The sequence below is a fragment of the Dyella silvatica genome (assembly GCF_026283955.1).
GTDB lineage: Bacteria > Pseudomonadota > Gammaproteobacteria > Xanthomonadales > Rhodanobacteraceae > Dyella_C > Dyella_C silvatica.
In genome coordinates this window covers 28,869-50,938 of the sequence record NZ_JAPDPE010000021.1, presented here as the reverse complement: position 1 = coordinate 50,938, position 22,070 = coordinate 28,869, and the positions used below count along the sequence as shown (strand labels likewise).

Below are 22,070 nucleotides of genomic sequence, written 5' to 3'. Positions count from 1 at the left end.
CTGGTAAAGCAATGCGCCCTGGGCGAAACCCTTTGCATCATGCATTTGCGACATCTGTGGCGGCGCTTTGGCAGCCAAACGCTGCACCAGGGCTGCGACATCGTAGCCGCGGGTTGCAAAGGCATCCGCAGCGAAGCCATCGGTGTGCTGCAAAGGCAGCACGCGCGCTTGCCCGTTGACGGTTAGCGCATGACCATCCCATTGGAGGTCATGAATCGCGCCGATGCCGCCTGGGGTATTGAGGAACTGTGTGGGCGGATTGACCTGAAACGGACGCGCCAGCAAAGCCAGGGTGAGCCGTCGTGGCTGGTCGCTATCGTTATGCAGCACGTAGCGTAGCCACAGCTGCGAGCGTTGCGGCGTGCCGCTGGCAAACGCCGTGGTCTCCAGGCTCAAGCTATCGGTCTGCCAGTGCACGCTGGGTATCGGCAGATAACCATCTTCCAGCCGTTGCGTGGTTTTTACCGCGGCCCAGTGAATAACCTCGCCGCCGCTGAACAACATCGGTTCGATCGACCAACTACCCTTATCGACCTCGACTGCACCGTCCTCCGACAGCAAGGCCGAATGGCGGGCGCCACCATCCACGCCGACCAGGGTCCAGTAACTCTGTTCACCAGAGAATCCACGCGGATACATGCCCCGGGGGGCATGCCTGGCCTGTGCTTCGAACAACGCGTTGGCCGTCTTCGGCGGTGCGGATGAGGACGGCTCGGGCGGCAAGCGGGTAAGCGTGAGGTTATTCAGGCATAACTCGCCCTTGCCGCCTTGCCCCGCATACACAGTGAATGCCAGCCCGGTGGACTGCCGCAGAGTCTTGTCCTTGGTCGGGCCCCAGGCGAATTCGATATCGCGACGACGTATCTCGATATGTTGCCCGGTGGCCGTCGGCTGAAAGTGTTCGCGGCGAAACCACCAGACATTATCGCCACTGGCATCGATCAGCTTCAGTTGCAGGTCGTTGGGCGCCATCGTACCGCGCACATCGAAAGCGAGCGCAAAGTTATCCGGAAAGCTAATCGGCAGTTCGCGTTGCAAGCTGGCCGCGCCAGAGACGCCGTTGAAATCGAAAGCCAGGCACAGCGTTTTCCCTTGCCTTTCATCGACGCTTCGCAAAGATGTGCTGATGTCATCGGTGCCTTGCGCATGCCATGCCGACGGCTGGCTGAAGTCATCGAGTCGCCGTGAGGCCTCGCTGGCGCCAGCCGACGTGCCGAGTGCAAGCAACAGGCCAAGCAAGGCCGCGCCCAGCCCGCAAAAGCGCGATCGGTCTCCTTGCATCGCCATCATCCCTTGACGCTACCAAGCAGAAGCCCCTGCAGGTAGTAGCGTTGCAACGCGAGGAACAACAGCAGCACCGGCAGCACAGTAACCACCGAGCCGGCCATCATCAGTTCGGAATCCTGCACATGCTCGCGCGACAACGAAGCCAGCGCGATCGGCAAGGTGTAATGCTCCTGCCCGGTCAGCACGATCAACGGCCACATGAAATCGTTCCACGCGGCAAGAAAGGTAAAGATAGCCAGCGTGACCATGATCGGCTTGAGCAATGGCAGCACGATTTGTACGAAGATGCGCAACTCGCTGGCGCCGTCGATGCGTGCCGCTTCCAGCAGTTCATCGGGTACCGTGCGTGCGTACTGCCGCACCAGAAAAATACCGAAGATGGTCGCCATCGCCGGCACGATGACGCCGGCGTAGCTGTTGACCAGGCCGAGATATTTCAGCAACAGAAACAACGGCAGCATGGCGACCTGTGCGGGTATGACCAAGGCACCGAGCAGCACCTGAAACAGTCTTTCGCGTCCTGCGAAGCGCAGCTTGGCGAAGGCGTAGCCCGCCATCAGATTAATGGCCAGCGCAAGCGCGGTAATCGCCGTCGATACCAGCAAGCTGTTGAGCAGATAGCGGGCCATGCCGGCATGAGTGAACAGCTCGCGATAATTCGCCCATGTCGCCTGCTTGGGTAACAGTGGTGGCGGTAGCGAACTGGCCTCGCCGGGTGTCATGAAAGAGACCGACAACATCCACAGCAGCGGCAGCAGCGCCACGATGGCCACACCGATCAGCAAGCCGTTGATCATGGCTTTCGCCAGCCGCGCGTTCATGCCTCATCTCCACGCCGTGAGAGCCGAAACATGGTCGCCGTCACCGCAAACATGATGACGAACAGCAAGAAGGCCACCGCCGATGCCGATCCCAGGTTCCACCACTTAAAGCCCTCCTCGTACATCAGGTACAGCACACTGACCGTGCTTTGCAGTGGCCCGCCCTCGGTCATGACATAAGGCTCGGCGAACAGTTGGAAATAGCCGGCGACCGTGAGGATGCCGACCATGCTCAGGGTGGGTTTGAGCATCGGCAAGGTGATATGCCAGAACTGCCGCGGCGCCGAGGCTCCGTCGATGCGGGCAGCTTCATAAAGGTCGCCGGGAATGGCTTGCAAGCCGGCGAGGAAAATAATCATGTTGTAGCCAAAGTTCTTCCACACCGCGAACAAGATGATCGTCGGCATGGCCCAGTGCGGATCGCCCAGCCAGTCCACCGGATGGATGCCGATACTGCCCAAGGCGTAATTCACCAGGCCGTACTTGGTATTGAACAGATAACGCCAGATCACCGCCACCGCGACCACCGTGGTTACCACGGGTGCGAACAGCGCCGTACGAAAGAACGGTTTCATCCGCGCCAGCGGTGAATGGAGCAATAGCGCGGCACCTAGCGACGCCATCAGCGACAGCGGTACACCGATGACGACGAAGTAAAAGGTGTTGCCCAGCGCCGACCAAAACAATGGACGGTGCAGCAGCTCCCAGTAATTGCCCAAGGCGACGAAGCGCAAATTGCCAACATCGGCCAAGGCGTAGAGATCGTAATCGGTGAGGCTGAGCAGCAGCGCGGCGAACACCGGCAGCAGAAAAAACAGACCCAGCACCATCAACGCCGGGGCGAGGAACAGCCAGGCAGCGCGCTGGGTATTCACGCATAGGCTCCGTTTGCTAGCGCCGTGCGATTAGCGGTCACCGTGTTTTCTCCTGCCGATCCAGTATCCAGCGACGTTTCTCCAGCATCTGGTCGACACGCCGATCGATCTCCGCAGCCGCTTGATCCACGGTCAGCTGCCCCGCGACGGCTTGTGCGGCGACCAGTTGCATGTTGGTCACGATGCGCTCCCATTCGGGAATCGGCGGCGTCGGCTTCACCCGTTCGAGTTGGTCGCGGACTGCGCGCGCCTTGGGATCGTCATGCAAGGCACCGCCCTCCCATGAAGAGCGACGCGGCGGCATATCGCCGAGCAGACCGTAGAAGCGTTGCTGCACCGTCGGCTGTGACAAATACTCGATCAGTTGCCAGGCCATGTCTTTATGCGCGGAGTGGCGAAAGATCACCAGGCTGGAGCCGCCGGCATTGGAGGCCCCCGGACCTTCCGGTCCCGGCAGTGGCGCCGTCGACCAATCCGCTTGCTGGGTTGGCGGCAGGCGTTGGCGAAATTCGCCGATATTCCATGGCCCGGACAGATGGAACGCATAAACGCCGCGGCCGAACTCGGTCCAGGGGTTGCCAGCCTCGACGTTGGTAATCATCGGTGCCTGACGCAGTTTGAACGTTTCGACATAGAAGCTCAGTGCGCGCTTGAAACCGGCACTACGGAAATTGCCGTAACGGTTGCCATCGCGCAGTAGCGGTTCGTCTTGCTGCAGCGCCAGGGCGAGCAAGGGCTCGAACTCGTTGGTCGGCAGCAAGATGCCGTAATGGCCGAGTTGCGGCGAGCTCAGCGCGGCGAGCATGCGTCGCCACTCGACCCAATCGTGAGGCGGATGATCGAAGCCGGCCTGGCGCAGCAAATCGTTGCGATAGAACAACAGCCTGGTGTCGACATACCAAGGCACGCCGTAAAGCACGCCTTTATCCGGCGAGTTACCGATCAGGTTGGTGGCCCAGATACTGGGAAAGTAATCGGCCTGCCGCACGATGCTGGAGTGATCGACGCGCGCCTGCAAAGGCTCCAATGCATCGAGCGCAGCCAGCTCCGGGATCCAGGTATTGCCGAGTTGACCCAGGTCGGGGGTCGAGCTGCCTGCAACGGCGGTCAGTAATTTTTGATGCGCCGCGCTGAGCGGTAGCTGCTGCAGTTTGACGTGAATACCTGGATGTTCGCGTTCGAAATCCGGAATCAGTTTGGCAACCGCCTCACCTTCGCGGCCGATGGTCCAGAAGGTGAGCTCTTGTGAGCCTTCTGTGGCCGGTGAGCAGCCCATAAGCAGCAAGGTCATCCCTACGGATAGCGCCACGGCGCAAGCGCTTATCGGCGTTCTGCCCGCGCTCAGTGCCTGTTCGCCGTCATGATGAAAACGCTTGCTCACGGCTGCTTCGCAGCTTGATCCAGCCAGCCGCCGGTAAAGCCAGCACGCTGCAGCCCTTTGCGGATGTAGGGGTTCTTTTTCATCACGCGCCAGACGAAATCGCTGCGCCAGTTCTCGCTCATCAGCAGGATCGGCCCTTGGTCGATGCCTAAATGCACCGTATCGACCCAGCCAAGCTCGGGTACCAGCTTGCCGGTGCGCAAGGGCATCTGGACATGGAAACTGGGGTTGAACGCGTCGACGAAGCCGTACTGGTTATAAATGTACTTGCCGTAGCGGCGCTTCATCTCGGTTAGTGCCGGTATCACGATTTCCGGCGCAAACGCGATGGAGCCAGCGACGGCCGTCGGCACGATAGTGCCGTCATCGGCGATGTAGTCGATACCGGCACCACGTGCGGTGTAGCCGTAGAACTTACGCTGCTTGCCATCGACTTCTGCGACGGCTTCACCGGGGCCGTTGCTGGCGGTGAGCCCCCATACGTTTTCGCCATAGCCGGCCCAGCCCGCGGGATTGGCAATGGCGTAGGCGCGTTGCGCATAGGTGGCGCGGCGGCTGTTCTCGAAGTAATCGAGGTTGTGCTCGCGGCTCCAGGCATCGCGGATACCGCGAAAATCCACCCAGACATGACTGTATTGATGGCCAAACATCGGTGCGAAGCCGAGATGGGTCTGGCCGTAGAAATCACCCCAGTGGCGCTGGTAATTGGCGCTCCAGGCCTTCCATGCGCCATCCTGGATCGGATACGTGGGTGAGCCCAGGGCGAGGATATAAACCAGCATGCCCTCGTCGTAACCTTTCCAGTCGTGCTCGATGAAATGGCCGCCCGGTGTCCAACCCATGCTGATCAAGGGTGCGCGGGGTTGTATCCAGGTCCATTCCACTCGGCGATAGATATCGTCGGCAAGCTGGCGTATCTGTTTTTCTTGCGTGGTGTCGCGGTCGTAGTACGACTGCGCAAACAACACACCGCCGAGCAGCAAGGTGGTGTCGACCGTGGATAGCTCGACCCAGCGCGCTTCGCGCTTGCCGCTCTGCATGTTGAGGAAGTGGTAGAAAAAGCCGTGAAAGCCGGTGGCGTCGTCCTCGCTGTCGTTTTGCGCGGCGTCGTGGAAAAAGCGCAGCGTGCTCAAGGTGCGTTCGATCGCCTGCTCACGGGTGATGTAGCCACGTTCCGCGCCAACGCCATATGCGGTCAGCCCGAAACCCACGGCGGCAATGCTGGCGAACGACTGCGAGGGGTAGTGATCAGGGATCAAGCCATTCTGCGGATTGCCGCTGGCCCAGAACCAGTCGAAGGTATGCCGCTCCAGGGCATCGATGACTGGTGTTACTTGAACCGTGCAGGTTGCGGTCTTGCATGCGGCCGATGTTGTTGGCTGATCGGCCTGAGCGCTTGGCGGGATCAGCAAGGCCAGCAACGCAGCGAGCATGCAGGACAGTACGGTTTGTTGCTTTACTTGCATGGTGTTGCCTCTAAGAAACGCGCGGCATGGCTGGAGCATTTCATATGCTCGCTCAGCAAAAAGTGCATGACCGCTGCAATGTATGCCAGCGCCCCGGAAACATCAGGGCACTGGAGCACGCGAGGATCAGAAGCTGTAGCGCGCGCCGATCTGGAAACGACGGGTCAGGTTAGGATCGGCGGCGGTCGGCTTGCCGAAGTTCGGATTGTAGAAGTTGCCTTCGTAGGCGTTATAGACATCGCGATTGAACACATTCATGACGTCAAAACGCAGCTCCAGCGCCTGGCTTTCGCCGAAACGGAATTCTTTGGCGATGGACAGATCCAGATTCAGATACGTACGCCCATAGGCGCCGTTGTAGTAGTAACTGCAGTTGTAGTCGCAGGCGGGCGCGCTCTTGAATACGTCGAACGGCGTGCCTGAGCCGTAGGTAAGAATGCCGGTGAGACGGGTATCCCACGGGCCGCTGACGATGCCGTTGACGACCAAGTGATGTTTCTCGCCGACGTGACCACCCGGATAGCCGGCCGGGTCGACATAGTCCAGCGAGTAATTGTCGTGACCCTGCTGGCGTGCATTCTGATAGGTGTAAGCCACCCCCATGCCCCAGCCGGACGCCTTGCTGTAAGGCTTGTCGATACTAATCAGCACGCTGCTGGACTGGGTTTTCTTATAGCCATTTTTCAGCACTACGCCGTATGGGCTGCCCGGTGCCTGCTCAAGCACGAAGCCCGGCACGACCAGTCGGTTGGCCCACAGCCAGGTGAACTGGCGATAGCCCAGCACGCGCGACAAAGTGAGTGAGCCGGTCCAGTCGCCGAGTACTTGCCGTACGCCAAAGCTGAATTGGTCGGTATAGGGCGGCTTGGTCTTGTTGTTGATGGTGTCGATCTCGGTACTGAAACCGGGCGTGCCTGAGGCGAGCAAGCCGTTCAGTCCGGCCTTGGTCAGGTAAGCGGGGTTCCAGGCAATGGTGCCGGGCTTGGACGGCGTGCCGTCCGGATTGGGCGGGCTGAACTGGAACAAATAGTTTGGCACCGCCGCGTGTAGAGCTTCTTGGCTGATCCAGTCGAAGGGTGTGTGGTCGTAATAGCGGCCGGCACCACCGAACAAGGTAGTGCTTTGATCGCCGTCTTTGCTCACATCCAGCGAAAAGCCAAGACGCGGTTGAATCGCTCCTTTGAAGGCTTTGCGTTCACTGCCGGTACTGATGTTGTTTTGCAGGCCGAAGTATTGCAGCGTGGCGTACTGCGCCTGTGGCGTGACGTAATCCTTGTTCAGTGCATTGGTCTCGTAATCCCAACGCAGGCCGAGGTTCAACTGCAAACGCTGGGTGACGTCCCAGTCGTCCTGCACATAGGCGCCGAGCTGATTGGTGTGCAAGTTGGCACTGGCACTGAGCGGGGCGTAGAGCGCTTTGTAGGGGATCGCAAAGCCGCCAGGATAATTCGCGCCCTCTTGGTAGACGTATGACGGTACGGCGTTGTTGTTCTGCTCCAGCGTGATGCCATAGGCAGCGTATTTCACACCGACTTTGATGGTGTGATCGCCATGCCAGGAAAGCCCGGCGAAGGTAAGGTCGTCACGGATCGTGGTTTGATCCTGGCCTTTGTTCTGCAAGCCGCTGGCACCGCCCAGGGTGGCCACATTGAGCTCGTAGACTTGCTGCACGATGTCTGGATTCGCCGAGCTTGGGTTCCACTTGGCATGCCCTGCATCGAGCATCAAATCATTGGTCCAGATGTCGCCGCGCGTTTGCCATTTCAGCAGCAAGTCATCGACACGGTTCTTTCGATTGCTGCGGCCGCTGTAGGCAACTTTATCGCCAAAGCCAATCACTTCATTGTCGCGTCGCGTGGTCAGGCTCAAGTCGACATTATTGTTCTGGTTGGGCTGCCAGCTCAATTTGCCGAAAAAGGTTTTTTCGTTGAACGGTGCCGAGAAGGTGCCGTTGTATTGGGTGAAGCGAGGGTCGACGATCTTTACCGTGTTGTTGCTGACGTCCTTGCGCTCCTCGTAGTTGACGAAGAACTGCAGCTGATCTTTAAGAATCGGGCCGCCTAATGAAAAGCCGCGTTGTTGCCGTTGGTAGTCTGGCTTTTTGATCTTCGCCTGCTTGTCGAACGAGTCCTGCGAAATCATCGCCTTGTTCTGAAAGTAGTCGTACACCGAACCATGGAATTCGTTGCTACCCGACTTGGTCACGGCGGTGATGATGGCGGTGCCGGCCTGTTCGTACTCGGCTTTGTAGTTCTGCGTAAGCACGCGGAATTCCTGCACGGCTTCTTGTGAGAAGGGATTGCCGCGGCTTGAATTCTGACCGGCGATGCCGCCGCTGAGTGCGTTGTTCTTAAGACTGGCACCATCGATGAAAACGTTTACATTGTCGGCTGATTGACCGCCCGCCGAGAAGCCCTTGGAGGTCGGGTCGCGCGACACGGTGACGCCCGGTACCAGCTTGGCGAAGTCGAGGAAGTTGCGCTCGTTCTGCGGCAAGGTGTTGATCTGTGCCTGGGTGATGTTGGTCGCCACTTCGGAGGTGCGTGTTTCGATCAACGAGGTGGCACTTACCGTGACGCTTTGCAGGTTGGTCGCGCTGGCTGGAGCGGACGCAGTGGACGCCGCGGCGGTGGCATCGAGATTGAGAGTCAGCGCTTGCCCCACCTGTACCGATACTTCGCGGCTGGCACTTACGCCCTGGCCTTTGGCTTCGATGCGATAGCTGCCCGGTGGCAGGCTGACCAGCGTGTAGTTGCCATTGGCATTCACGCTAGCCTGACTGATAAAGCCGGTGCGGATATTGGTGGCGACTACTTGCGTCGCGGCTTGACCCTGGGCGGTATCGATGTGTCCACGTACGGTGGCGCTGCTGTTTTGTGCGGCAACCATGCCGGGTGCCAGTGCCGCCATTGTGATCAAGCCCGTGAGGGCTAACGAAATCTGTCGGGATACTCTGAGTCTGTTTGCCATGGCCTACCACCTTCCCCTCAACGGATCGATGAGCGCAATCGCATGCGCCGCTGTTGTCGGCTTCCGTGAGTTTGCCAAGAGCGGAACCCCATTCCACGCTTGCCACAGAAACCATGTTTTTGTTGAAACGCCCCTGGCCAACCTGGCTCAGTCTTGGGTTGCTGCAAATCTCATATCGTTGCCCTGCCACTGACTGTCGCTTGACGCGCGTATCACCAGTTCAGCCTTCACGCGTTGATGCGCGCGTGGCGGTGTATCGGTGTGTTCGATCTGCACGATCAGTTGCTCCAGCGCGGTCTTGCCCAGCTCGGCGATGCGCACGCGCACCGTAGTCAACGCCGGTGTCACGTAGCGCGCCATCGGCACATCATCGAAACCGGCGACCGCGATGTCTTCAGGAATGCGTAGACCTGCTTCGCGAATGGCGGCGATGCAACCGATGGCCATCATGTCGTTGGCGGCGAACACGGCGTCGGGTCGGGGTTGCATCGCCAGCAATTGCTGACCCGCGCGATAGCCGGAAATCTCGTTGAAATCGCCGGGCAGCACGATCGGTGCCTGGCCAGGCGCGTGCTCAGCCAGGGTTTCGCGGTAAGCCAGTTCGCGCTCGGCGACATCGCGGTTCTTCGGCGGTCCTTGAATAAAGGCGACCTGCCGATAGCCACGCTCGATCAAATGCCGAACCAGCAGGCAGGCGCCGCCGTAGTTGTCCACCGACAAGGCGGCATGAGCGTCGCTATCGAGCACGGTATTCATCAATACCGTAGGCAGGCCTTGCGGGAGATTCTGTCGCAGAAAATCTGCATCGGCATGCGGCGACATCACCAGCAAGCCATCGACCCGGCCCTGCATGGCGCGCAACGCGGCGGCGGCCTCATCGGCATCATCATGCGAACTCGACACCAGCAAATGCAGGCCGCGGGCACGCGCGGCCAGGTCGATGCCGCGAATCAGTTCGGAGAAAAACTCCCCGAACAGATCGGGCAGCAACGCGCCAATGGTGTGGGTGCGACGGGTGATCAAACTGCGCGCGGCATTATCGGGCACATAGCGCAATCGCGCGGCGACCTCACGTATGCGTCCCAAGGTTTCCGCGGTCACGCCGGCCTGACCGTTAAGCGCGCGAGACACCGAAGCCACCGAGACCTTGGCTTCACGCGCTACGTCCTTGATGGTCACGCCCATGTGCTATCCGCCTCGGAGAGTTGCTGGAGTACGACTTGACGCGGAACGTAATCGTTTTCATCAAGTTTTGTAAAGCTTTTTAAAATCAACGACTTTGCTGCGATGCAATAAATGTCTGGCTGAGAAGCGCTGGCTGGCGGCGATGTTGTTGATTGACGGCGGGCCCAGCGCAAAACGTAAGGCCAGATGAGGGGTCAGTTATCAAGTCGTAAGCTGAATGGTAAAAAAACATCAGTTCATCGTTAAATTGACATTAATATAAACAGCACCATACGGCTGTAAGCTGCAGCTCCTAAGAACCTATACGAACAGCGCATAACTTGCTGATTTAGCTGCCATGACTACCTTGCTCACGCTTATCCTCGTATTCAGCTTGCTCGCCTTGATAGCAGGTGCCGTGAAGCGGGTGCCGGACGGGCAGGTGCACAGCGTTTACCGTCATGGCAAGCCACAGCGCCTGTTGCCTTCTGGGACGCATCTGGTACTGCCATGGCTCGACCGGGTGGGTCATCGCATTGATCTTGGCGGCCAGGTGTTGCGCTTTGAGGAGCCGATGGCCGACGCGCACGACTTGCGTGGTACGGTTTACTGGCAAGTGCTTGAGCCCGAGCGCGCCGATGCGGTCATCGAACAAGCCGATCAATTGATCCGCGGCGGCGCACTGGCTGCATTACGCGAAGAGCCTGAAGCCGATCACGCCGATCTCAGTCATGTCGATTGCCGCGATCTCGGCACCCGTCTGAAGCAGGCCATGAATAAAGTATTGCGCGAGCGCGGCATGATGGTGACGCGCGTTGAGTTGGATTTCGCCTGAGCGAAGTCCATGCGCCAAACGCCTGAGAGCGTTCGCGTTAGGGGATACTCAAACCCGCTTCGGCGGGTTTTTCTTTGCCGTGGCGCTGGCGTCATCAACCTTGCGCACGGATACTGCCGCCCTTTCGCGCACGACCAGGATGATTCATGAGCAACCGCGCTGACCTGCAAGCATCATTGGAACGGGGTATTGCCGCGCTGGGTCTGAATTTGCCTGCGGATGCAGTGGGCCGGCTGCTCGATTACCAAGCGCTGCTGCAGCGCTGGAACGCGACTTACAACCTTACGGCGGTGCGCGATCCGGCCGAGATGATTACCCGTCACCTGCTAGATTCGTTGGCCATTCTGCCGTATGTGCAGGGCGCCACTCTGGCCGATCTGGGCACCGGTCCCGGATTGCCGGGCATTCCGCTGGCGATTGCCGCGCCCGGCCGGGAGATTCTGCTGGTCGATTCAAATGGCAAGAAGGTGCGCTTCCTGCGTGAGGCCATCCGCAGCCTCAAGCTGGACGGCGTGCGCGCGGTGCAGTCGCGCGTGGAGGATGTGCAAGGCCGGTTCGATTGCATCACCGCGCGCGCCTTCGCCAGCTTTGCCGACATGCTTCGCTGGGGTGGCCATTTGCTGGCGCAGGACGGCATCTGGCTGGCGATGAAAGGCAAGCAGCCGGACGATGAGCTGCCTGGTATTCCCGCGGGTTTTGCCGTGCGCAGCATGCACCTGCTGAGGGTGCCGGGGCTTGATGCAGAACGGCATCTGGCAGTGCTTGGCCGCGTACACGCCTGAAGAGCACGCCCGAATGGTAATCTAGCCCCCTTTTCACTCGCGCACGGTACACCCGAGACCATGGCTCGCATCATCGCTGTCGCCAACCAAAAGGGCGGCGTCGGCAAGACCACGACGGCCGTCAACCTTGCCGCGGCACTCGCCGCCGCGAAGCGTAAGGTGCTGCTGGTCGATCTCGACCCGCAGGGCAATGCGACCATGGCTTCGGGCGTGGACAAGCGTGCGGCCAAGCCGAACGGCTGTGAAGTGTTGTTGGATGAAGTGCCGATCGAGCAAGTCATCGTCAAGACCGAGGCGCTTTACGATTTGCTGCCCGGCAACGGTGACCTGACCGCGGCCGAATTGAAATTGATGGATGCGATTGCCCGTGAAAGCCGGCTCAAAGAGCAGCTGGCCAAGCTTGGCGACAGCTATCACACCATCTTGATCGACTGCCCGCCTTCGCTGCATCTGCTTACCCTCAACGCGTTGACGGCGGCTGATGGCGTACTGATCCCGGTGCAGTGCGAATACTTTGCGCTGGAGGGGCTGTCCAGCTTGCTGGAAACGATTAAGGCAGTGCGCCTGCGCCTGAACCCGCAGCTGGAAATCGAAGGCATGCTGCGCACCATGTACGACGTGCGCAACAACCTGGGCAACGAGGTTTCTGCCCAGCTGACCCAGCATTTCGGCGACAAAGTGTTGCGTTCGATCATTCCGCGCAATGTCCGTCTGGCTGAAGCACCCAGCCACGGTCAGCCGATTCATTTGTACGACCGCAGTTCGCGCGGCGCGATTGCCTATATCGGTTTGGCCGGCGAGATGATCCGGCGCGAGCGTGATCTTGCCGCTGCCGCGGGTACCGCCCAGCCGGCCGGGGCGATCGCCTTGCCGCTGCACGACGAAAGTGACCCGGCGCTCGATCCGGCCATACTCGACGCCGTCGTCGACATTCATCAGGAGTAAGCATGGCAGCTGCAGCGAAAAAGCGTGGACTGGGCCGAGGGCTCGATGCCTTGCTTGGCGGTGGCGGCGAAGGCACGCCCTCAGTCATCGAGCAGGAAGGCGAACTGCGCATGCTGCCGATCCAGCAGATCCAGCCAGGCAAATATCAGCCGCGCCGTCATTGGAACGATGAAGCGCTGGATGAATTAGCCGCGTCGATCAAGGCTCAAGGTCTGATTCAGCCGGTGGTGGTCCGCGCCATCGGCAAGAACAGTTACGAGCTGATTGCCGGCGAACGCCGTTGGCGCGCGGCCCAGCGTGCGCAGCTGAGCGAGCTGCCGGCACTGGTCAAGGACGTGCCGGAAGTGGCTGTGCCGGCCATGGCCTTGATCGAGAACATCCAGCGGCAAGACCTCACGCCACTCGAGGAAGCCGATGCGCTCAAGCGCCTGATCGACGATTTCGACCTTACCCATCAGCAAGCGGCCGACGCCGTCGGCCGGTCGCGCGCGGCGGTATCGAACTTGCTGCGGCTGACCGAACTGCCCGTGTCGATCAAAAAACTGCTCGACGAAGGCAAGCTGGAAATGGGCCACGCCCGCTGCCTGCTGACCCTGCCCGAGCGGGACGCCGAACGCCTGGCGCTGGAAGCCGCACGCAACGGCTGGAGCGTGCGCGAACTGGAGGAAGCGGCCCGTCGCGCGCAAACCGTGCCGAAGGGTAAGGCCAAGGGCACGCCATCACGCGATCCGAATATCGCCGATCTGGAGCGTGAGCTGGCCGAGCGCTTCGCCACGCGAGTCGAGTTGGCGCACGGCCGCGGCGGCCGCGGCAAACTGGTCATTCATTACCACAGTAGTGATGAGCTGGAAGGCATTCTGGGCAAGATCCGCTAAAGCCAGTGGCCTGCGTCGCCGAGGCGCGGCCTGGGCTCATCCGTCCGCGCCGGGGTGTCGTTGCGCTTCAGCGGACTCGGCATGGGCGGCTAAAGTCGCTTACCGGCATGGAATGCCTGACACCGTTCATCCACACGCACTAAAATGCGTCGCCTTGCGCTTTAAGGCGCTTCCGTTTTTGCAGAAAGGCTGCCTCCATGTCGCAACTGTCCGTCGTCGTGCCGGTGTTCAACGAGCGCGACAACATTCCGCCGCTACTCGCCGAAATCGCTGCCGCGCTGCGCGGCAAGATTGCTTTCGAGATCGTTTACGTGGATGACGACTCCAGCGACGACAGCGTGGCGGTACTGGCTGCTGAAAAGGCCAAGTACCCCGAATTGCGTATCGTGCGCCACCTTACTCGCAGCGGCCAAAGTACCGCGGTGTGGAACGGCGTGCGCGCCGCCAAGTCGCCGTGGATCGCCACCCTCGATGGCGACGGCCAGAACGATCCGGCCGATATCCCTAAATTGCTGTCAGCACGCGAAACCGCCGCGGCCAACGTCCGCTTGTTCGCCGGCTGGCGCACCACGCGCCGTGACAGTTTCAACAAGCGCATCTCATCGAAAATTGCCAATGCGGTGCGTTCGCGCATGCTGCGGGATGCCACGCCCGACACCGGCTGCGGTCTGAAGTTGTTCGAGCGCGAAGTCTTTCTGCGCCTGCCCTATTTCGATCACATGCACCGTTACCTGCCGGCGTTGGTGAAACGCGCCGGCTTTATCAGCGAAAGCGTGCCCGTAGGCCATCGCCCGCGTACCGCCGGCACGTCCAAGTACGGCATGCTCGACCGCCTGTGGGTGGGCCTGGCTGATTTGCGCGGCGTGGCCTGGCTGATGCGGCGCGGCAAGGTGACTCAGGTAGAGGAGCTCTGAGGGTTTGGGTAGAGCGGGAATGGGGAATAGGGAACGTGAAGTTCGTGTGGTGATTGCGGCGCAGCGTGCTTTTCGATCTTTTCTTATTTTTCTTTGTTTTAGCCCTTGCCTTTGGGCTCCTGCTTTTTAGGCTTTTCCCCGTTCCCCGTTCCCCGTTCCCCGTTCCCCGTTCCCCGTTCCCCGTTCCCCGTTCCCCGTTCCCCGTTCCCCGTTCCCCGTTCCCCGTTCCCCGTTCCCCGTTCCCCGTTCCCCGTTCCCCGTTCCGGCGTATGCTGGGCGTTCGTCGCCAAGCTGGGACGGTTTGCCATGAGCATCGTTATCAAACGGATCTACGAGCCGGCCGCAAAAGCCGACGGTTATCGGGTTTTAGTCGATCGGTTATGGCCGCGCGGCCTGAAAAAAGAAGATGCCGCACTGGACATCTGGGCCAAGGACCTGGCTCCGTCAACCGCGCTAAGGCGATGGTTTGGACATGACCCCTCGCTGTGGGAGGGTTTTCGCCATTGCTACGCCGCTGAGCTCGATGCCATTGCCGATCGTTGGCGGCCATTGGCCGAGCGTGCCGCTCGTCATCGGGTCACCTTGCTCTATGCCGCTCGCGATGAGGAGCATAGCCACGCCTTGGTGCTAAAGGCCTACCTGGAGGCCTGGCTCAAGGCGCCTGGTCCGAGTTGAAGCGGTGGGTGGGCTGCCAGTTGGCCAGCATGTGCCGGGTCTGTTGGCGGCCAAGCTCGATCAACTCGCGTGCCCGATAAAACTCGTACGCCGTAGAGGCATTGCGCGGCAATTGAATCAGCAGGTCGGGCTCATAAGCCACCAGGCGCATGCGCGACAAGTTGGCTTGCATCAGATCCATCGACTGATTCAGTAGTTCCAGCACCCCGGGCTCGCGCGGTTTGGGTTCGCTTTGCGGCAACAGCCGGCCGACGAATTCACTGATGCGATGCCGGTAGCTGCCAGGATCAGCCGCGTTGTCGACGTTGACAGGTGCCGGGGCTACGGCGGCTTGGGCCGGGCCATCGACGCTGATCGCCAGCAAATAATCGGCGGGCTCGCGCATCAAGGGCGTGACCGGCACGGGGTTGAGCAGGGCGCCATCGACTAGTCGGCGGCCGTTGATGATATGCGGCCGGAATACGGTAGGGATGGCAATCGACGCACGAATGGCATCGAACAGCGAGCCGCGCGTCAGCCAGACCTCACGCTCACGGTCGATATCGGTGGCCACCGCGGTAAACGCGATGGGCAGGTCTTCAATGCTGGTATCGCCGATGAGCTGGCGCAGCGTGTCGATAATCCGCTCGCCCTTGATCAGGCCGCCGCCGGAAAACGTCCAGTCGACCAGCCGCAACACATCCATTTTCGCCAGTGACGAAACCCAATCCCGATACAGGCTCAGCTTACCCATGGCATACACACCGCCGATCAGCGCGCCCATCGACGTGCCGGCAATCGCGGCAATCTGGTAACCCTGCGCTTCGATTTCCTCGATCGCGCCGATATGCGCCAACCCGCGCGCCGCGCCGGCACCCAGTGCCAGTGAGACCGTGGGTTTGCGTGGAGTAGAGAGGCTGGGGGCGGGCGTGAGGTTTGTGCTCATGACGCAAATCATTGGCATTGAAAGCGGACCAGCCTCTGCGCAGTCGCCCTGGATTGCAAGTCAGGGCCACCGCGTATGGTCGCCAGAGTCTCTGCGGATCCATCGGCCGGCGTGCGATCCGCACCGTGAGCGCGGGTAAATCGCACCCGCACATGCTCCCCTGCCGATGGTGAAGGGCAGGGGAGCTACAGCGATGCTCAGAGTGCGGTACGAATTACCGCGGCGCCTGCTGGTATCCGGTCAACGCCAGTTGCAGCAGGATCTTCATCTCTTCGCGCAACGACAGCGGCGCGACGATTTCCGCGTCCGGACCGTATTTGAGTACGTCCATCAGCAGCTCTTTGGAATTGGAATAAGGCAATTTCAGCTCGTAGCGGCCATCGCTCAGCCATTCGCCCTTCTGTTGCGAATGCCAGTGCTCATCGGCGACCCAGCGTGCGGCGTGTTCCGAGAAACGGATCGTGGCCCAGGCCTTCGGCTTGCCGGCAAAAATGCCGTAGCTCGACGCGAGCATGTCGTTGAGGTTGTCCTCGGCCACGTCGATGGCCAGCGTATCCAGGGCCTGTGGCTCGGCAATACGGTCCACCGCGAAGCTGCGCAGCGCTTCGCGGTGGTGGTCCCATACGTCGAGGTACCAGTTGTCGCGATAATGGGTCAGCCGCTGCGGCGACACGGTGCGCCAGCTATCGGCGTTGGTGGTGCGGGCACGGTAGCGGAAGCGCAGCTGTTTTCGTTCCAGCACGGCGCCGGCAACAATGCGGAACACTTGCTGGTCGAGTTTACGTTCACCCCAGGCAATGACCCGGATGCGTTCGATCGGTAGCGCCTTGCCGCTGCCCTGGTCCGAAAGCAGGTGTTCAATACGCGCCTTGAAGGGGGCCAGTGCGCCGGCCAGTACGCCTGGGCCGGAGCGGCCGATCAACTCGTTCAAGGCGAGCAAGGCGGCCAGTTCATCTGAGGTCAGCCACAGACCGGGCAGCTCAAAGCGTTCGGCCTCGCTCTGTTCATAGCGGAATGCCGCATGTTCGCCACCGGCACTTTCGATCGGGGCGCCCAGGGCGTCCCGCAAGAAACCGACATCGCGATATAGCGTCGCGCGCGAACACTCCAATTCGTCCATCAGGCGTGGCAGCGGCACCGGGTAGTGGGCCGACTTCAACAATCGGTGCAGGGTGAGACTGCGCTCGTAACGATCCATGGGGTAAGTTCTGTGTGGAGCCATCCGTAGCATGGGCATGGCTTATGGCAGTCGCAAGTCCGCAAGGTCACATGCAGGCTGAAACCGTCTCATCCCCAAGACATAGTGCGCAGTCCATGGAGCAGAGCCGAAAGATTCAAGCAGTCGCCGCGGCCTCCCGTCCATCCGCGGTCAGCGGTTGGCGATTGCGCTGGTACGGCGCCGATCTGCTTGAGGTGATGGCAGTCAGCGGTTATGGCATCTGGATCTTGCTGGGTTTGTTGCTGGGGCTGGGCATTTACAGCGAAGGGCGGGGCCAGGCCTTGGTGCCGCTGACGCTGGGCTGCGGCTTCATCAGCGCAGGGTTACTAGTGGCCTGCCTGCGCTTGCCGATCCTGCCGGACTGGCATGGCTGGCAGCTAGGCCGTGACGGCTGGCCCACCCGCAAGGCGATGCTCGCCTTCAGTGCCTTTCTACCCATGTTGGCGCTGGCTGGGTTGGTCCGCGGCAGCAACGATTTCTGGGCTACCCGCCTGGCTGGCGGGGCGCTGGTCGTGTGCAGTCTGGTCAGCCTGGTCGCTACCGCAAACGATGCAGGACACCAACATTATCCAGGCTCGCCGCGCGCATCGTGGCTATGCAGTCATGTGGCTTCCGCGTGTTATGCCGGCGGGCTCTGGCTTTGGCTTTGCGTCGTGGCTCAAGCCGGTGACACGAACCAGATCAGCCCCGAGTCCTGGGCCATGGGCCTGCTGGTGCTGGCGGCGCTTTTGGCCTTGCTCGAAGGCATGCTGCGCCAATCGTCAGCAGCCCATCGTGAGCTGGCCGTACGCTGGCCGTATGCGCGCTGGTTCATCGTGCTGCTGGTCTATGGATGGCCGTGCCTGGCCTTGCTGTGGAGCTACCTGTATGGCGGGACCGTTCCATTGGCCGCCTCGGCCGCCCTCAGTTGCAGCCTGGGCAAGAGTCTGCAGCAGCGTCGTAGTGGCATAGCCTCGCCCTGATCAGGGCTACGACGTACGCTGCTTTTTCGGTCATTTAAGGCAACTTAACCTTTATTGTCACGATTTAGGTCTTCAAATTGCCCGGATAAGACCGGATCATGGCGCCTCCCATTCATGCATTCGCCAGTACCGGCGCACAGGCCGATGATGCCGCCGCCCAAGGCAGCGCTAACGCGAACAACGGTGGCTGGAGCGGTTCAGGCGAGTTCGGCTTTGCTGCAGCGCGCGGCAACTCGCGCACCGACAATATCAACGCCAAGCTGGGCTTGAGTCAGGAGAACGAGCTGTGGAAGAACAATTTCTTCCTCAACGGCATGCGCTCCAAAGGCGAAGTCAAAGTGGTCGACAGCTCCGGCGCGACCATCAGTCAATTCAGCACCACCGCCAATCGCTATGACACCGGCGCCTCGGTGGGCTACAAACTGGATCCGCGCAGCTACATCGTCGGCGCGGTACGTTATGAGCACGACGACTTCGGCGCCAATCGGTGGCAGGGCATTGTCTCGGTCGGCTACGGTTTCATCGCGTTGAAAACCGACCGCTCCGAGCTGTCATTCGAAATCGGTCCCGGTTTCAAGCGCTATCGTCCGGCCGATGCCACGGTAACGATCAATAACGTCAGCACCAAGATTCACCAAGAGACGCAAAGCGAAGGCGTGGCGCGCGGACTGATCAACTACAAGTATCGCCTCACCGACAACACCACGTTCGAGGATACCTTCCTGATGGAAGCGGGTTCGAAGAACAAGTATTACCAGAATGACATTGGCCTATCGGTCAGCATGACCAAGAAAATGGCGCTGAAGCTTGGCTATCAGCTGCGTTACAACAGCAACGTACAGCCGGGGACCAAGAAGACCGACACCCTGACGACGACCAACCTGGTGTACAACTTTTAATTAAAAGCAGGGAACGGGGAACATGAAGGTCGAGTGGCGCTGGTAGTGCCGCGTTCTTTTTCGATCTTTTTTGATTCTGCGTTTGCTTTTGGGCTGCTGCTTTTTACGCTCTTCCCCGTTCCCCGTTCCCCGTTCCCCGTTCCCCGTTCCCCGTTCCCCGTTCCCGTTAGCCCAACAGCGCAGCGGCGCCTCGCTCAAACAATGCATTCGCTACCTGCTGACCCAAGGCGCTGGCCTGGTCGCTGGCGTTGCTGGCCTCGGCATGGATGAGTTGGCCGCTGGCGGCATCGCCGACCACGCCGCGTAGATGCAGGCCGTGTTCGGTGACCACGCACCAGGCGCCGACGGAGACCGTGCAGCTGCCGCCCAAGGCCTGATTCATGGCGCGCTCAGCGCTGACCGCTAAGCGGGTTTCGCTGTCATCCAGGGCGGCGAGCAAGGCCAGTATGGCGGGTTGGTCTTCGCGTGCTTCGATGGCAATCGCCGCCTGGCCAGGTGCGGGTAGCCAATCTGGCGCGGCCAGTCGGCTGCGGATCCGCGTAGCCAGCCCCAGGCGCTCCAGGCCGGCGCAGGCGAGCACGATAGCGTCGTACTGCCCGGCATCGAGTTTGGCCAAGCGCGTGCCGACATTGCCGCGCAGATCGAGCAAAACCAGATCCGGTCGCAGCGCCCGCAGTTGCGCCTGCCGGCGCAGCGATGACGTACCCACGCGCGCACCGTGCGGCAGGGCTGCCAAGTTGGCGTATTGATTGCTGACAAAGGCATCGGCGGCATCCGCGCGCGGCAAAATCGCCGGCAGCGCAAAGCCAGGTTCCAACACCGCGGGTACGTCTTTGAGCGAATGCACGGCGAGGTCGGCGCGCCCTTCCAGCATCGCCACCTCAAGCTCTTTCAGGAACAGCCCCTTGCCGCCAATCGTCGCCAAGGGCTGGTCGAGAATCTCATCGCCACGCGTGGACATCGGCACCAGATCCACGATTAAGCCCGGATGCGCCGCACGCAAAGCAGCAGCGACATGCTCGGCCTGCCATAGCGCAAGCGCGCTTTTGCGAGTGGCGATGCGCAAGATGGGTGAAGTCATCGGAGGGTCTCGTTAACGGCGCCGCGTATGGCCGGCGTATGGCGGGTCAAAAGTGCGCCATTGTCGCGTAAACGCTGGGCTTGCGCAGTGCAGGCCATCGATACGCGTTGTCGCAGCAGGCGGCGGTTAGCCGATTCGAAGAAGCTTGCGCAAGGCAGGCAGGTTGCGTCGGCTGACCTCGGGGGTGAGTTCGGTGCCGCCAAGGCGGGCGAGCACGCGGCCGTCGCTAAGGGTTTTCAAGCCGAGCAGGCGCTGCGGAGGCACCAGGCAGTTGCGGTGCAGGCGGATCAGTTGCTCGGAGTAGGCTTCTTCGAGCTGGCGCAGGGATTCTTCCAGCAGCAACTGGCCACCGCGGTGTTGCACGACGACGTATTTTTCTTCGGCGAGCAGGTAAATCACTTCGTCGAGGGCAATGCGTACTTGCTCGCCGCGCTGGCGGCCGCCCAGATAACGGATGTGTTCGCGTGGTGCGCTGGTCAGGCGCTGCTTCGCACGTTGCAGGGCTTCGCGCAGGCGCTCCATTCGCACCGGTTTGAGCAGGTAGTCGATGGCGCCGAGGTCGAAGGCATGCACGGCGTAGTTCTCGTAGGCGGTGCAAAACACGATCTGCGGACGCGATTGACCGGCAAGCCGCCGAGCCAGTGCAATGCCATCAATGCCAGGCATGTTGATGTCGAGCAGCAGCAGGTCGGGTTGCAGTTCGCTGATGGAGGTCAGCGCAGCCTCGCTATCGCCGATGCTGCCGGCGATGGTGATGTCGTCGCATTCGCCCAGCAGCGCCGCCAATCGCGCCCGTGCCAGCGGCTCGTCGTCGACGATTAAGACACGCATATCAGGGCCTGCGTATTAAGTGCGGACATCAGGCTTCTTCCGGTAGTTGCAGACGCACGATGAAACGGTCGTGGCTCGGTCCGGCTTGCACTTGCGCACGTGGACCGTAGCGATAGGCAACGCGCTGGCGCACATTGTCCAGGCCATGGCCATGACCGCGCTCACCCGGTATCGAGGGTAAGGGGTTATCGATTTCGATGATGAGACTACGGCCTTCGCGATAGCCGCGCAGAATCACCTCACCGCCTTGGCGCAACGGCTGAATGCCATGGCGTACGGCATTCTCTACCAGTGGCTGCAGCAGCAGGCGCGGCAATGAAAAGGCCGCTGGCAAGGTATCGAGCTCGCGACGCACATGCAGGCGCTCGCCTAAGCGCAGTTGCTCGATCGCCAGATAGCGCTCGATCAAGGCCAGTTCTTCGCCCAAGGTGCCATCGCGCGTATCGTGCTGGCCGAGGGCAGCGCGGAACAGCTCGGATAAATCTTCGATGGTGCGTTCGGCAGCGTCAGGGTCGAGTCGGATCAGCGCCGCCACGGTATTCATGCTGTTGAACAAGAAGTGCGGACGGATTCGCGCTTGCAACGCATCGACCTGCGCCCGCGCCACCGCCTCAAGACGGGTCTGCCATTGCGCCAGCACATAGAAGTAGCGCAGCACCGCCGCGCTGAGCAGCGCAGCGATCAACATGCTGTTGCGTACAAAGGCCGCGGTATCGATGTGCATCAGTTCAAGCATCAGCGATTCATTGAGCCAGTGCGCCAACATGCTGGCAAAGGTAGCGAGCAGCATGATCAGCAACCAGGCGCCGATATAAGGCAGATGACCGGGCAGGCGTTGCAGCCAGGGGCGCAGTTTGCACAACAGCACCCCGATCACCAGCATCAGCCAATCGACGAACAGCATGCACACGCAGTAACCGCGCCAGCCACGGCCGTTGTCAGCGGCGAGCCAGACTACGGTGGCGGTCAATGCGCCAATGACGAGCAAGGCGAATAGCACCGGCAGACTGCAAAAGTCGGGCAGCGGGCTGGGTTCGATCGGCGACCGGCGAAGGGTGGAATCGCGCATGGACGACAGTATGACCAAGAGCGAGCCACTGTGACTGGGGAGCAAGGCGCACTATCGGCCTGCCTTTGCGCGGCCCACCCCGCACGTGAGTGCA

19 protein-coding genes and 1 pseudogene are annotated in these 22,070 nt (G+C 60.8%); 8 read left to right on the top strand and 12 right to left on the bottom strand.

Features of this window, described 5'->3' with window-relative positions; all coding sequences use genetic code 11:
• The 7 genes and pseudogenes from OUZ52_RS06480 to OUZ52_RS06450 all read right to left on the bottom strand — a co-directional run.
• Positions 1-1,281 (bottom strand): annotated as a pseudogene (locus OUZ52_RS06480) (discoidin domain-containing protein); the annotation flags it as partial.
• Positions 1,282-1,286: 5 nt separating this feature from the next.
• Positions 1,287-2,108, bottom strand: coding sequence for a carbohydrate ABC transporter permease (locus OUZ52_RS06475; RefSeq protein ID WP_266157563.1), 822 nt, complete (start codon positions 2,106-2,108; stop codon positions 1,287-1,289).
• On the bottom strand, positions 2,105-2,938 hold the full coding sequence (locus OUZ52_RS06470) for a carbohydrate ABC transporter permease (protein WP_266157566.1): 834 nt from the start codon (positions 2,936-2,938) through the stop codon (positions 2,105-2,107). Before OUZ52_RS06470 ends, OUZ52_RS06475 begins: the two co-directional genes overlap by 4 nt.
• 82 nt (positions 2,939-3,020) lie before the next feature.
• A complete protein-coding gene (locus OUZ52_RS06465) occupies positions 3,021-4,274 on the bottom strand; it encodes a sugar ABC transporter substrate-binding protein (protein WP_266157565.1) in 1,254 nt (417 codons plus the stop codon).
• Positions 4,275-4,360: 86 nt separating this feature from the next.
• Positions 4,361-5,830 (bottom strand): glucoamylase family protein, encoded by a 1,470-nt coding sequence (locus tag OUZ52_RS06460; protein WP_266157562.1) that lies wholly within the window; start codon positions 5,828-5,830, stop codon positions 4,361-4,363.
• 126 nt (positions 5,831-5,956) lie between these two features.
• Complete coding sequence (locus OUZ52_RS06455; protein ID WP_266157561.1) at positions 5,957-8,719, bottom strand: TonB-dependent receptor; 2,763 nt, start codon at positions 8,717-8,719, stop codon at positions 5,957-5,959.
• A 228-nt stretch (positions 8,720-8,947) separates the two neighbouring features.
• Positions 8,948-9,985, bottom strand: a complete 1,038-nt coding sequence (locus OUZ52_RS06450; RefSeq protein ID WP_266157560.1) for a LacI family DNA-binding transcriptional regulator — start codon at positions 9,983-9,985, stop codon at positions 8,948-8,950.
• 337 nt (positions 9,986-10,322) lie between these two features.
• On the opposite strand from OUZ52_RS06450, the gene OUZ52_RS06445 reads away from it, so the two are divergent.
• The 6 genes from OUZ52_RS06445 to OUZ52_RS06420 all read left to right on the top strand — a co-directional run bounded on the left by OUZ52_RS06445 (position 10,323) and on the right by OUZ52_RS06420 (position 14,990).
• On the top strand, positions 10,323-10,799 hold the full coding sequence (locus tag OUZ52_RS06445; protein WP_266157559.1) for an SPFH domain-containing protein: 477 nt from the start codon (positions 10,323-10,325) through the stop codon (positions 10,797-10,799).
• A 146-nt stretch (positions 10,800-10,945) separates the two neighbouring features.
• Positions 10,946-11,581: a 16S rRNA (guanine(527)-N(7))-methyltransferase RsmG gene (gene rsmG / locus OUZ52_RS06440; RefSeq protein WP_266157558.1), complete on the top strand. Its 636-nt coding sequence runs from the start codon at positions 10,946-10,948 to the stop codon at positions 11,579-11,581.
• A 60-nt stretch (positions 11,582-11,641) separates the two neighbouring features.
• Positions 11,642-12,526: a ParA family protein gene (locus OUZ52_RS06435; protein ID WP_266157557.1), complete on the top strand. Its 885-nt coding sequence runs from the start codon at positions 11,642-11,644 to the stop codon at positions 12,524-12,526.
• Positions 12,527-12,528: 2 nt separating this feature from the next.
• Positions 12,529-13,401: a ParB/RepB/Spo0J family partition protein gene (locus tag OUZ52_RS06430; protein ID WP_266157556.1), complete on the top strand. Its 873-nt coding sequence runs from the start codon at positions 12,529-12,531 to the stop codon at positions 13,399-13,401.
• A gap of 197 nt (positions 13,402-13,598) precedes the next feature.
• Positions 13,599-14,315 carry a glycosyltransferase gene (locus OUZ52_RS06425; protein WP_266157555.1) on the top strand — a complete coding sequence of 239 codons (717 nt, stop codon included), beginning with the start codon at positions 13,599-13,601 and terminating at the stop codon, positions 14,313-14,315.
• Between the two features lie 306 nt (positions 14,316-14,621).
• The gene (locus OUZ52_RS06420; protein WP_266157554.1) at positions 14,622-14,990 is read left to right on the top strand and encodes a DUF488 domain-containing protein; all 369 of its coding nucleotides are present in this window, start codon (positions 14,622-14,624) and stop codon (positions 14,988-14,990) included.
• On the opposite strand, the gene OUZ52_RS06415 is transcribed toward OUZ52_RS06420, so the two are convergent.
• The gene (locus tag OUZ52_RS06415) at positions 14,968-15,915 is read right to left on the bottom strand and encodes a patatin-like phospholipase family protein (protein ID WP_266157553.1); all 948 of its coding nucleotides are present in this window, start codon (positions 15,913-15,915) and stop codon (positions 14,968-14,970) included. The two genes, OUZ52_RS06420 and OUZ52_RS06415, sit on opposite strands and share 23 nt — an antisense overlap.
• Positions 15,916-16,129: 214 nt before the next feature.
• On the bottom strand, positions 16,130-17,113 hold the full coding sequence (locus tag OUZ52_RS06410) for a helix-turn-helix transcriptional regulator (protein WP_266157552.1): 984 nt from the start codon (positions 17,111-17,113) through the stop codon (positions 16,130-16,132).
• 116 nt (positions 17,114-17,229) lie between these two features.
• Between OUZ52_RS06410 and OUZ52_RS06405 the strand changes: the two genes are divergently transcribed.
• Positions 17,230-18,096 carry a hypothetical protein gene (locus OUZ52_RS06405; RefSeq protein ID WP_266157551.1) on the top strand — a complete coding sequence of 289 codons (867 nt, stop codon included), beginning with the start codon at positions 17,230-17,232 and terminating at the stop codon, positions 18,094-18,096.
• Between the two features lie 98 nt (positions 18,097-18,194).
• Positions 18,195-18,995 carry a DUF481 domain-containing protein gene (locus OUZ52_RS06400; protein ID WP_266157550.1) on the top strand — a complete coding sequence of 267 codons (801 nt, stop codon included), beginning with the start codon at positions 18,195-18,197 and terminating at the stop codon, positions 18,993-18,995.
• 166 nt (positions 18,996-19,161) lie between these two features.
• On the opposite strand, the gene hemC is transcribed toward OUZ52_RS06400, so the two are convergent.
• From hemC to OUZ52_RS06385, 3 genes are all read right to left on the bottom strand, one after another.
• Positions 19,162-20,076 carry a hydroxymethylbilane synthase gene (gene hemC, locus OUZ52_RS06395; RefSeq protein WP_266157549.1) on the bottom strand — a complete coding sequence of 305 codons (915 nt, stop codon included), beginning with the start codon at positions 20,074-20,076 and terminating at the stop codon, positions 19,162-19,164.
• 126 nt (positions 20,077-20,202) lie between these two features.
• Entirely contained in the window at positions 20,203-20,907 is a 705-nt protein-coding gene (locus tag OUZ52_RS06390) for a LytR/AlgR family response regulator transcription factor (protein ID WP_266157548.1), read from the bottom strand.
• A 28-nt stretch (positions 20,908-20,935) separates the two neighbouring features.
• Positions 20,936-21,976 (bottom strand): sensor histidine kinase, encoded by a 1,041-nt coding sequence (locus OUZ52_RS06385; RefSeq protein WP_266157547.1) that lies wholly within the window; start codon positions 21,974-21,976, stop codon positions 20,936-20,938.
• Between the last annotated feature and the right edge of the window lie 94 nt (positions 21,977-22,070).

What these genes read in the sequence shown, in the direction of transcription:
- OUZ52_RS06475 (WP_266157563.1), bottom strand. Translation starts at nt 2,108, where the DNA reads ATGAACGCGCGGCTGGCGAAAGCCATGATCAACGGCTTGCTGATCGGT.
- OUZ52_RS06470 (WP_266157566.1), bottom strand. Translation starts at nt 2,938, where the DNA reads ATGGTGCTGGGTCTGTTTTTTCTGCTGCCGGTGTTCGCCGCGCTGCTG.
- OUZ52_RS06465 (WP_266157565.1), bottom strand. Translation starts at nt 4,274, where the DNA reads ATGACCTTGCTGCTTATGGGCTGCTCACCGGCCACAGAAGGCTCACAA.
- OUZ52_RS06460 (WP_266157562.1), bottom strand. Translation starts at nt 5,830, where the DNA reads ATGCAAGTAAAGCAACAAACCGTACTGTCCTGCATGCTCGCTGCGTTG.
- OUZ52_RS06455 (WP_266157561.1), bottom strand. Translation starts at nt 8,719, where the DNA reads ATGGTTGCCGCACAAAACAGCAGCGCCACCGTACGTGGACACATCGAT.
- OUZ52_RS06450 (WP_266157560.1), bottom strand. Translation starts at nt 9,985, where the DNA reads ATGGGCGTGACCATCAAGGACGTAGCGCGTGAAGCCAAGGTCTCGGTG.
- OUZ52_RS06445 (WP_266157559.1), top strand. Translation starts at nt 10,323, where the DNA reads ATGACTACCTTGCTCACGCTTATCCTCGTATTCAGCTTGCTCGCCTTG.
- rsmG (WP_266157558.1), top strand. Translation starts at nt 10,946, where the DNA reads ATGAGCAACCGCGCTGACCTGCAAGCATCATTGGAACGGGGTATTGCC.
- OUZ52_RS06435 (WP_266157557.1), top strand. Translation starts at nt 11,642, where the DNA reads ATGGCTCGCATCATCGCTGTCGCCAACCAAAAGGGCGGCGTCGGCAAG.
- OUZ52_RS06430 (WP_266157556.1), top strand. Translation starts at nt 12,529, where the DNA reads ATGGCAGCTGCAGCGAAAAAGCGTGGACTGGGCCGAGGGCTCGATGCC.
- OUZ52_RS06425 (WP_266157555.1), top strand. Translation starts at nt 13,599, where the DNA reads ATGTCGCAACTGTCCGTCGTCGTGCCGGTGTTCAACGAGCGCGACAAC.
- OUZ52_RS06420 (WP_266157554.1), top strand. Translation starts at nt 14,622, where the DNA reads ATGAGCATCGTTATCAAACGGATCTACGAGCCGGCCGCAAAAGCCGAC.
- OUZ52_RS06415 (WP_266157553.1), bottom strand. Translation starts at nt 15,915, where the DNA reads ATGAGCACAAACCTCACGCCCGCCCCCAGCCTCTCTACTCCACGCAAA.
- OUZ52_RS06410 (WP_266157552.1), bottom strand. Translation starts at nt 17,113, where the DNA reads ATGGATCGTTACGAGCGCAGTCTCACCCTGCACCGATTGTTGAAGTCG.
- OUZ52_RS06405 (WP_266157551.1), top strand. Translation starts at nt 17,230, where the DNA reads ATGGAGCAGAGCCGAAAGATTCAAGCAGTCGCCGCGGCCTCCCGTCCA.
- OUZ52_RS06400 (WP_266157550.1), top strand. Translation starts at nt 18,195, where the DNA reads ATGGCGCCTCCCATTCATGCATTCGCCAGTACCGGCGCACAGGCCGAT.
- hemC (WP_266157549.1), bottom strand. Translation starts at nt 20,076, where the DNA reads ATGACTTCACCCATCTTGCGCATCGCCACTCGCAAAAGCGCGCTTGCG.
- OUZ52_RS06390 (WP_266157548.1), bottom strand. Translation starts at nt 20,907, where the DNA reads ATGCGTGTCTTAATCGTCGACGACGAGCCGCTGGCACGGGCGCGATTG.
- OUZ52_RS06385 (WP_266157547.1), bottom strand. Translation starts at nt 21,976, where the DNA reads ATGCGCGATTCCACCCTTCGCCGGTCGCCGATCGAACCCAGCCCGCTG.